A 10469-nucleotide genomic window follows, 5' to 3' on the forward strand; every position below is an offset into this window, starting at 1 on the left:
CGGCCGACTGCCCGCTGCCCGCTTCGCACCCTGCACATGAGATGCTACCATATCCGGCCGGAGGCGACGATGACCGACATGATGCGGGCACTGGTGTTTGAAGGCCCCAATCGGATGAACCTGCGTCAGATCCCGCGGCCCCGGCCCGGGCCGGGCGAAGTGCTGATTCGCGTCCATGCGACGGCCATCTGCGGTACGGACATCCGCATCTTCACCGGTCGCAAAACGCGAGAGATCCGGCATGGTCATCCCATCGGGCATGAGTGCGCCGGGACGGTCGCCGCCGTCGGGGCGGGAGTCACGGGGTATACGTCGGGCGAGCCGGTGGCCGTGTGTGTGGTGGTGTCGTGCGGCCAGTGCGAGTACTGCCGGGCCGACCGCGAAAACCTGTGTGACACGCGATACACCCTGGGTTACGCGACGGACGGGTCGTTCGCCGAGTACATGCTCATTCCGGCTCTGGCCGTTTCACGCGGCAACCTGTTTCATCTGCCGCCGCAGATCCCGATGGAGATGGCCCCCTTGCTCGAGCCGATAGCCTGCTGTCTGAACGGCCAGCATGAAATGGGGCTTGGCCAAGATAAGGGCGTCAAGGACGGCCGTCCCCAGTCGCTGCTTATCTTCGGGGCCGGGCCGATCGGCCTGATCCATTTGATGCTGGCCAAGGCCAAGGGCGTGAGGCCGATCACCGTAGTTGAGCCGGTGGCTCATCGCCGCGAGCTGGCCGGGCGGTTCGGGGCCGATGAGGTCGTCTCGCCCGATCAATTCGTTGTTGCCGCGAGATTCGACGCCGCCATCCTGGCCGTGGGCGTTCCGGAGCTGGTGAATGTCGCATTGCGGGCGGTCAAGAAAACGGGCAGAATCAGTCTTTTCGCAGGTTTCAGTGGCGGCGCAACGGCAACCATCGATCCGAATGCCGTCCATTACGGCCAGATCACCATATCAGGCGCCTCCGAATCCCGCCGCCGTGATTTTGCCGAAGCCATGTCCCTGGTCCAACGAGGCATCATCGACCCGGCTTTGCTGCTGACGCATCGGTTCTCTCTCGATCAGTACGAGCAGGCGTTTCGCGTTGCGGGGGATGGAACGGCGGTGAAGGTGATATTTGAGATCTAATGGCCGGTCCGATATTATGAGCGGTCAGGCCGGGGTCGTCCGTCGCCGAGGCTGACGGGCGAAACCGTTGCCTTTGTGCAAGCTCAGCGAGGCAGTGTCAACGAATGGGCAAATGCGGCGGACGTGCCAGCGCGATTGACCGAATCGGCCCGGAGGCCGAGCGGATGCAGCTTTTCACGACGGTGCGGTACGGCAAGATGGGGCTGATCGGCGAGTTCTCGTACCCACCGAACCTTGACTTCACCTGCGGCGGCAAGCTGGTGATTTCGACTGATCGGGGGCTTGAGATTGGCGAGCACGTGCCGCTGACGTGCACCGGATGCGAACGACAGATTCGCCGGGAGCAGATTGAAGCCTACACGCAAGCCAGTAGTGGTGACGAGACCTATCGATTCAAGAACGGTCGTATTCTTCGCGAGGCGACCGAAGCCGACTTGGCCGAGTTCAGACACATTCAGGCGACCACGCCCCAGAAACTGGCCATTGCCTCGAAGCTGGCCGCGGAATACGGGCTCGATATGAAGATCGTGGATTGCGAGCAGATCCTCGGCGGCGAGCGAATCATCCTGTTTTTCATGTCCGAGCAGCGGGTTGATTTCCGGCAACTGGTTCGACGGCTGGCATCCGAGTTTCAGACGCGGATCGAGATGCGGCAGGTCGGGGCGCGCGACGAGGCGCGGTTGCTCGCGGATTATGAAACGTGCGGGCGAGAGTGCTGCTGCAAGAACTTTCTGAAGACTCTCAAGCCCATCACCATGTCCATGGCCAAGCTCCAGAAGACTACCCTTGACCTGGCGAAGGTCAGCGGTCGGTGCGGACGGCTCAAGTGCTGCTTGCGATACGAGCACGAGACATACGACGCGCTGAACAAGAAGTTGCCGCGCAACAACAGTTGGGTCCGCACACCCGCAGGCATCGGGAAGGTCATGGATCGTCAGATCATCACCCAGTTGGTGAGAATCCGGATGGAGGACGACCGCATTGTCGTCGTTCCTGCCGAGGAGATCCTGGAGACGAACCTGCCGGCGCCTCCGCCCAGGCCGCCTGGGGATGAGAGGGGTAACGGTTCTAGTTCTCAGCGAGATCGTCGCGAGGCGCCGGCCCCATCGGACCGCCGGCTGTTGCGCACACTCGTGCCCAAATATGATGAGCCGACCGAGGAGGATGTTCCGATCGAGCAGGTTCAAGCGGACTCGCCTCTTCCCGAAAAGCCAGGCCCGGCTGTCGAAACCCAGCCGGACAGTTTGCCCAAGGGCCCGGAGGCCGGCCAGAAGATCCAGGAACCATCCGACAATCTGCGGCAACAACGTCATGGCCGACGAGGCCGCCGATCGCGTAGACGTGGTCGACGAAACCGGCCGGGGCGTGGCCCGGACGGCGGATCGAGCGGCGGGACGGAGGGCGGTTCAGCCAAGGTCTAGCGATGCCCCAACGACCGAAGAAACCCATTGAAGAGGTCGTCGCGGAGTTGGGCCGCTATCCGTTAGAGGCCTTCATCTTCATGCAGGAGTGCATCGGAGCGGCCTCGGAGCAGGTCCACGGGCCGATGACCCCCGAGGAGAGCGTCGTGGCCGGGTGGATGGATCGGCACAACGTCGATCTGGAGACGCTTTGTCGCTTGAGTGAAACCGGTTCGCTTCCCCCGGATATCGCGGACATTCTTGCGAAGATCGGGGGGCCGGAAAAGATGAACCGCCACGTGACCGGCCAGCAGCTATGCTGGGCGGTTCGCGACGTTGCCCTGAGCCGCTACGGGCTGATGGCCCGAAGCGTCTTGGCCAAGTGGAACATCAGGCGGACAGAGGACATCGGAGCGATCATTTTTGCGCTGGTCGAGAATGACTGGCTGAAGAAGCTCCCCAGCGACAAGATCGAGGATTTCCAGGACGTATACTCGTTCGATGAGGTATTTGAACCTGATTACCGGTCTGGGGGTGAATGACGTATTGTCGTCACCCTCTTGAGGTCCCCACATTCACGTCCTGTGCCCGTTCGTTTGGTAAGGCGAGCGTCGCCACCGCTGCGAGGACACAGTCGGCAACGGGTCTTCGTCTCGGTTTGTGAAATAACCGAGGTTGGAAGCAGCCATGCGGCTCAGGCGACGGGAACCAGGGATGCCCCATAACTGCCGCGACGGATGGGCACAAACCTGGAGATGATTTCTGTCCGGTTTACCAGAGGACGCGTCGACACCAACCGATATCTATAGCGCACCAATGACCACCCGGCGAGATATCGGGGTGCTGAGACGATGAATGATTGGCTGGATGCCGAGAGTCGCGTGGAGCGGGCGCTGCAGCTTAGCGAGGCGCAACAGTGGAGTGAGGCCTTGCGGGAGCTGGAGGCGGCCATCGCCATCAACCCGAACGATCCGATCTGGCATGCTCAGCGAGGTCAGATTCTGGACCAGCTTGAGAATTACGACTCGGCGGTAGAGGCGTATCGTCAGGCGCTTGATCTTGACCCGGAACACCTTGGCATCAAAACGGCCTTGGCCATCGACATGATTCGCGTCGGACGATATGCAGACGCCGTTGAAGTCCTGGCGGAGATGGAGAAGATCGACCCGAACTACGAGCCGTCGTTTTGTCACCGGGTCGCGGCGTACACGCGCATGGGCCTGCACGACAAGGCCGAGGAGATGTTCTATCTTGCCCAGCAGATCAACCCCGACTGTCCGAACTGCTTCCACCACATGGCGGAATCGCTGGCTTGCCGGGCAGAGTACTCTAAGGCCATCTTCTGCTGGCAGAGGGCCCTTGAAATCGCGCCGGATTATCCTCAGGTTCGCCAGCGTATCGCGGAGGCCTACCGGGCGCAGAAGCTTTATGACAAGGCCCGCGAGGGGTACTTGGCGGCGCTGCGGCACGATCCCGGGAATACCGAGCTGCTTGCGGAACTGGGTGACCTGCTGATCGAGATGGACGATCTGGAGGGTGCTGCGGCGAAGTTTCAGTACCTGGTGGAGCTGGATCCTCAGTCTGTGCACGGTTACGCCATGCTGGGGCTTATTGCCGCGCAGCGGGACGACTTGGACAGGGCGGTTCGTTATTTCGAGTCGGCTCTGATGCTGGACGAGGCTTGCCCCGGCCTGCGGGCGCATATGGGCGAGGTTGAGCTTCGTCGCGGCAACTACTATGACGCCCTCCACCATTTGTCCCTGGCGTTGGAGGACCAACCAGACGACTGCATGGCGCGGATGGCCATGGGCAACTGCCTTCTGGAACTGGGTCGTCCGGAGGAGGCGGCGCGCCACTTTGAGCGGATGATCGAACTGGACAGCGGCGCCGTGGGAGCCCATCACAATCTGGCAGTCTGCTATTTTCTCCAAAACGACTTCGAGGCGGGGATCAGTCACTGCCACGAAGCCCTGCGGCTCGATCCGGGCAACATCATGGCCATACACAAGCTGGCCTTGGCCTATCTGCACACCTGCAACTGGACGAAAGCCCGGCAGATGATTCAACGGGGCTTGGCGCTGCAACCGGACCATGCGGGTCTCAAGGCCCTGCCCAAGACCTTCATTGGTCTTCGCTTTCGGCAACTCGGCCGGCGGCTCATCCCTTCCTGGCTACGCGGGCGGCAGCGCTGATCGAGGGCCGCTCTTGCCCTGCGGGCAGATCATCGGTTAGCATCAATTCCAGCGTATTCGGAGCCAAGTGAGCCTTTAAGCCCTGTGGTTTCGTTCCGGCTTGAATTGTTGTCTGCAACCTCCTTGGGGGTTGGCAATATAAGTTAGGTGCGGGGGCGGGGCTCAGCCTGAGTCTAGGATCGCGCCCGTCGGGCGGACAACGAGAAGTGCCTCCGCACCCGCCAATGGTGAACCAGGGATGAGAGGTTGCCGGCCGAGAGGGAGATGCAGGCCCGCACCTTGGAACTACACGAGGACAGATACATGCAAAGAAGCGTTTTCGTCCCGGCGTTTGTGGCCATGGTGGTCTTGGGGGTGACGACGGCCTTGCCCCAGGATCAGGACCAGGCACAAGCATCTGCGTCGAAGAAGAATCCTTATGCCGGGTCTCCGCTGACGTGGAACGTCGAGTCGATCATCGACAATTATGTCAGCCACATGACCCGCTACTACAACCTTACGCCGGACCAGGAGGAGTACACCCGCCAACTCCTGACTCAGCGGGTCAAGCGGTTCCTGAATGACTACGAGAAGGATGTCCGGTCGCTGTTCGCCGAGTACTGGTACCTCCAGCTACGAGGCGAACTGCCTTCGGCGGAAGAAGCCAAGGATCTGGCACGGCGTGGAGGACCGCTGATTGCTGCCATCAAGAAAGAGATTCTGGACGGAAACCAGAAATGGAGAGAGATCCTCGATGAGAACCAGCGGAAGATCCATGACCGCGATCTCGAACAGATGAGCAAGACGTTCGACGAGTTTGAGCAGAGGCTGGATCGGTGGAGCAAAGGCATCGTGGATCCGACCGACGTTCCTCGGCGCAAGGTCGGACCCCGTTCTGCACCGATCAAGCCGGAGGACGCATGGGACTATCGGGTGAGTTCGTTCATTGCCGAGTACAACTTGGACGCCGGTCAGCAGGGCACGGCCCGCTCGATTCTGAGGGAGCTGAAGGAGGAGGCGAAACGTTACCGTGAGCGGAACCAGGAGAAGCTGACGGCGCTCAACGACCAACTCAAAGAGCTGTATGCCTCGGAGCCGAAGACCGACCCTGAAGAGAGGAAGAAAGCCTCAGAGGAGATTAAGAAGCTCAACGACCGGCTCAACGAGTTGGAGAAGCCGATCAGGGAGGACTTGTGGCGGCAACTGTTGACCCGCCTGGATCGCATTCCGACGGAGGATCAACGGCGGATGCACAGGGAGAAACAGGAGAGGATGATGGCTCGTTTGACGGGGCGGGTTTCTTCGACCAGAACCGCCGCCAGCCAACCGGAGTCGACTGTTTCCCCGGCGACCAACCCTGCGGTGGAGGCCAGTACGCGGTAATCGACATCTGGGACGGGTAAGCGCAACCACTCACGACGGCGGCCGGCGTTGTGCCGGCCGTTGTTTTGCGCGACAGGGGGCAATGAACCGGTCGCGTCTGGTGCGGTCATCGGGCGGCAGCGAGGCGCGAAAGGATCATCGAGGTGGGAGCGCCGATGTCGACCACCGTGACTTGGCCGGTATATGCCCGGGCCGATTCGCAGGCAAATCCGCTTTTCTCTGCCAAGAAAGTGATAGTCTGATGAGCGCGGACGGCTTCACCGGCCGCGTGGCCGGTGTCGGCGTCCAGACCCGAGGGCACGTCGATCGCGACCACCAGCGGTCCGGACAGGGCGTTGACCTCCCGGATGACTTGGGCCAGCGGTTCGCGCACCGTCCCGGTGAACCCCGTTCCCAGCAGGGCATCGACGATCACATCGGCTTGCCGCCAGTGCTGGGTCGCTTCCGAAATGGCGGCAGTATCGGTCAGCAGCCGGATCGGAAGGCCCATCTTCTCGACAATGGAATGATTGACTGCCGCGTCGCCCGCGAGTGTGGCGGGGTCAGCCACCAGGTCGATCCACACCTCGTGTCCGCGATGCACCAGGTGGCGGGCGACGACAAAGCCGTCGCCGCCGTTGTTGCCGCGGCCGCAGATGATCACGATTCGACCCGGACGCTTCCGGTTCCCGGCGAGGTCGGCAAGCCATTTGTGAATCAGGTCCGCCGCATTGCGTCCGGCGTTTTCCATGAGCACGACGCCCGGAATGCCGAGCTCCTCGATGGCGTACCTGTCTATGGCGCGGCATTGGGCACAGGTCAGACGCAGTTGATCTGTTGGTTCGTCCATGGCCCTATTCTCGCCGCAGTGCGGTGCGGACTGCAACTGGGAGCCGTGGACGGGTTTGCTTGTGCTTGAATGGACGCCATGGGCCGATGATCAGAATGCACGGGACGACCGGCGGGCAAGCCGCCAGCGGCGCCCGGTAGCGGCGATCAGGGTCTGAGGGCAGCAGAGATACTCAGCGGAGGCCACTATCGGGACCCCACTCGCTCCATTTCACCACATGAATGGGACGCCTTGCGTTAGCGGTCTGATGGATCGTTGCGTTCGTGTGGGAGGAAAGCTATCATTACACTTGCGGAACAAGAGAGCCTGCCTGGGTAGGTGGGGGTTTCCGCTTGTTTTGAGGAGTGTCCCGACATGTCACAAGTATCTCGCCGATCCCTCCTGGCCGCATCGGCTGCGGCGGCCGTTATCGGAGATTTCCTGCCCAAACGCGCTGAAGCAGCCGAGAGCATTCCGGGCGTCGACCAGAAGAAGACCGACCACGACCGGACAAAAGAATGGAAGCCCTTCAGCGACCGCAAAGTTCGGGTCGGGATTGTCGGGCATGGCGTGTGTCAGTTCGGTCTGGCGTTCGACCTCCAGAATCACCCGAATGTCCAACTGGTGGCGGTCAGCGACCTGTTTCCGGACCGCTGTGCGGACATGGCTCGGAAAGCGAAATGCGAGAAGACCTACCCGTCACTGGAAGAGATGGTCAAGGACGATTCGATCGAGGCCATTTATTGCGCCACCGACGCACCGTCGCATGCCAAACACGCCATTCTGTGCATGGAGCATGGCAAGCACGTGGCTACCGCGGTTCCGGCCTTCCGGGGCGACATCGAAGATGCCGAAAGGCTTTTGGAATGTTGCAGGAAGAACAAGGGGTTGGTCTATGCGATGTTCGAGACTTCCGTCTTTCATGACGATCTGTATGCCATGGAGAAGCTCTTTGCGGCCGGGGTGTTCGGGCGCATCATCTACAGCGAAGGCGAGTATTGCCATCCTCATTCTCTCGACGCTCCGCCGCTGGACTCATACAAGGATTGGAGGAAAAACGGTTGCCCGATGTGGTATCCGACGCATGCGACGGCCTATTATGTCGGGGTGACGCACAAGAGCTTCGTCGAGGTTTCATGTCAGGGCACGCCGGATTTCGACGAATCCCGGCGGGTTCCCAACGCGATCGGAAACATCTTCAGATCCGAAGTCGGGCTGTTTCGGACTGCGGAGGGCGGGATTTCGCGGATGATAGTCTGCTACTCGCAAGGCGAGTACCTGGAAGCGGGGCGCATACGCGGCGAATATGGCGGATTCAACAAGACGTTCGTCGGGGACGCAACGGGCAAGAAGCGGTACGAAGAGGCTCTTGCGAAGGGCTTGCAGATCGAGAAGTACGCGTTGCCGCCGGGGGTCGAACCGGGCGGCCATGGGGGCTCTCACGGTTACCTTGGCGACGACTTTATTGACGCCATCCTTCGGGGGCGCAAGCCGGCGGTCGACGTGATCGACGCGCTGAATATGACCGTGCCGGGCTACTATGCGCATCTATCGGCGTTAAAGGACGGGGAAACGTTAAAGATTCCGCAGTACACGTTATAGGCGTGAGGATGGGGGCGAGGTACAATTGCCCATCGCGGGCGCCGGCGGGCAACGTCATCCGGAGGAATCTCAGACAGTTGCCGACTATGAGCACTGAGCCACCCAGCAAAAGTCTGGCGGCGATCCAGGGCATCATCGATGCCGGACGACCGCTGATTTACATCCAGTCCGCCGAAGAAGACCGGGTCATCGGGTTGCTTTCGCGGATCGCCGAGCAGCGACGCGGGGGCCGCGTGGACCTGTTTCTCTGGAGCGCGACGGAAGGCCTGCAACAGAATGGAAAGCCGGTCAAGAACCAGCCTGATGGGCCGCGAGGAGTTCTCGACTTCGTCGTAACGCACGACAAGCCCGGCCTTTTTTTGCTCAAGGACTTTCACGAGTTCATGCGCGATGCCGTCGAGATTCGCCGTCGGCTCCGCGACCTTTACTATCGGTGTCTGGGCACGGACAAATTCGCGGTGATCTGCTCGCCGGTCAAGTGCATCCCGGAGGAAATCAACCGCGAGGTGGCCTTCATTGAACTGCCGCGGCCGGACCTGAAGGAACTGGAGGAGCTGCTGCGGACCGAGGCTGAATCCGTCCGTGGGGCCGGCGGCTCGGCGGGTCTCTCCGCGGAGACCATCCACCGGCTCACGCGAGCGGTGCAGGGGCTGACGTTTCATGAGGCTCGGCATGCCCTGCGACGGGCAATGGCCGAGCATGGCAAGCTCGATGAATCCATCTTGCAGACGCTGGAACAGGAGAAGCAGCAACTCGTACGCAAGACGGGCCTGATCGAGTATGTTCCCGGCACCGTCGGTGTTGAGCAGATCGGCGGGCTTGACGTTCTCAAGACGTGGCTGATGGAGCGGCGCGAACTCTTCTTTTCTCGCGAGAGCATTTCATCGGAGATCGTGCCGAAGGGGCTCCTGCTCATGGGGGTCTCAGGTTGCGGCAAGAGTCTCTCGGCGCGGGCCGTGGCGAACGTTTTCTGCCTTCCGCTTTATCGCATCGACATGGTCCAGGTTTTCTCTGCCGGGGTGGGTAACGCGGAGCGGCTTTTCGCCGGCGCGTGCCGGGCGATGGAGGAAGTCTCACCGGCCGTGGTGTGGTTCGACGAGATTGAGAACGGGATCTCCCGCCACCAGCAGGATGAAACGGGCGCGCTCAACCGGATTTTTGGGTTTTTTCTGACGTGGATGCAGGAAAAGCCCGCCGGGCTGTTCGTTGCGGCGACGGCTAATCGGATCGACCTTCTGCCGGCCGAGATGATCCGCAAGGGGCGGTTTGACCAGGTCTTTTTCATTGACCTGCCGGACTACGACGAGCGGCTGGAGATCTTCAAGATTCATCTCTCCCGTCGTGGCGTGGACCCGTCGACACTGCGACTCGATCTGATCGCCGAGCGCACCGAGGGCTGGACCGGCGCGGAGATTGAGCAGGCGGTGATCGCCGCCCTCGTTTCTGCGCGTCTGGCCAAGGAAACCGTCACGGACGAGCATCTGTTCCCGGCGCTTCGTCAGATCGTTCCGCTGGCCAAGACGATGAGGGAGCAGATCAACCACATTCGTTCCTGGGCCTTCGACCGGGCTGTTCACGCCTCGGCCCGGAAGAAGTGAGGGGACGCTGCCGTGTGAGTTTGGAACTCTCCACCGGTTCCTGGGTGGATTGCGCAGTGAGCCCTGTCGGACCCTCCTTCTCTTGTGCATCTGCACCGACAAGAGCGCGTAAGCGGGTGCGGCGGAGCCCTCTGGCCTGGCAACTTGATCCGTACCCTTTCGGCCAAGGACGTGGGCGGGGTGGGGAGGTTGGGCGAGGCGTTCGGGGTGGATCGGATGACGGGGAATCGGGCACGGTTTTCCTTAAGTGTTTAATCGATAACGACTTAAGATCTCGGTTGGGTTCGTTTGGCGCGGGGGGTGGTCGGCGGTCGGTGTCCGGCTTTTGGCGCGCGAGGGTCGCTTCGGGATCTGTTGCGGTCTGGCCATGTCGCCAGCCGAGGATCAGCGG

At 61.4% G+C, this 10469-nt stretch carries 8 protein-coding genes; 7 read left to right on the top strand and 1 reads right to left on the bottom strand.

Annotation, left to right across the window (positions count from 1 at the left end; translation table 11 throughout):
* Window positions 1-69: 69 nt before the first annotated feature.
* The 5 genes from PLL20_07930 (at window position 70) to PLL20_07950 (ending at window position 6070) form a co-directional block, all read left to right on the top strand.
* The gene (locus PLL20_07930; protein ID HPD29906.1) at window positions 70-1116 is read left to right on the top strand and encodes an alcohol dehydrogenase catalytic domain-containing protein; all 1047 of its coding nucleotides are present in this window, start codon (window positions 70-72) and stop codon (window positions 1114-1116) included.
* A gap of 104 nt (window positions 1117-1220) precedes the next feature.
* Window positions 1221-2537, top strand: coding sequence for a regulatory iron-sulfur-containing complex subunit RicT (gene ricT / locus PLL20_07935; protein ID HPD29907.1), 1317 nt, complete (start codon window positions 1221-1223; stop codon window positions 2535-2537).
* A gap of 2 nt (window positions 2538-2539) precedes the next feature.
* The gene (locus PLL20_07940) at window positions 2540-3058 is read left to right on the top strand and encodes a hypothetical protein (protein HPD29908.1); all 519 of its coding nucleotides are present in this window, start codon (window positions 2540-2542) and stop codon (window positions 3056-3058) included.
* A 309-nt stretch (window positions 3059-3367) separates the two neighbouring features.
* On the top strand, window positions 3368-4708 hold the full coding sequence (locus tag PLL20_07945) for a tetratricopeptide repeat protein (GenBank protein HPD29909.1): 1341 nt from the start codon (window positions 3368-3370) through the stop codon (window positions 4706-4708).
* A 303-nt stretch (window positions 4709-5011) separates the two neighbouring features.
* Complete coding sequence (locus PLL20_07950; GenBank protein ID HPD29910.1) at window positions 5012-6070, top strand: hypothetical protein; 1059 nt, start codon at window positions 5012-5014, stop codon at window positions 6068-6070.
* A gap of 106 nt (window positions 6071-6176) precedes the next feature.
* Here PLL20_07950 and PLL20_07955 read toward each other — a convergent pair whose 3' ends face one another.
* Window positions 6177-6899: an NAD(P)H-hydrate epimerase gene (locus PLL20_07955; protein ID HPD29911.1), complete on the bottom strand. Its 723-nt coding sequence runs from the start codon at window positions 6897-6899 to the stop codon at window positions 6177-6179.
* A 354-nt stretch (window positions 6900-7253) separates the two neighbouring features.
* On the opposite strand from PLL20_07955, the gene PLL20_07960 reads away from it, so the two are divergent.
* Window positions 7254-8480, top strand: a complete 1227-nt coding sequence (locus PLL20_07960) for a Gfo/Idh/MocA family oxidoreductase (protein HPD29912.1) — start codon at window positions 7254-7256, stop codon at window positions 8478-8480.
* Window positions 8481-8566: 86 nt separating this feature from the next.
* Complete coding sequence (locus PLL20_07965) at window positions 8567-10078, top strand: AAA family ATPase (protein HPD29913.1); 1512 nt, start codon at window positions 8567-8569, stop codon at window positions 10076-10078.
* The last annotated feature ends 391 nt before the right edge of the window (window positions 10079-10469 follow it).

The sequence above is a fragment of the Phycisphaerae bacterium genome (genome assembly GCA_035384605.1).
GTDB lineage: Bacteria > Planctomycetota > Phycisphaerae > UBA1845 > PWPN01 > JAUCQB01.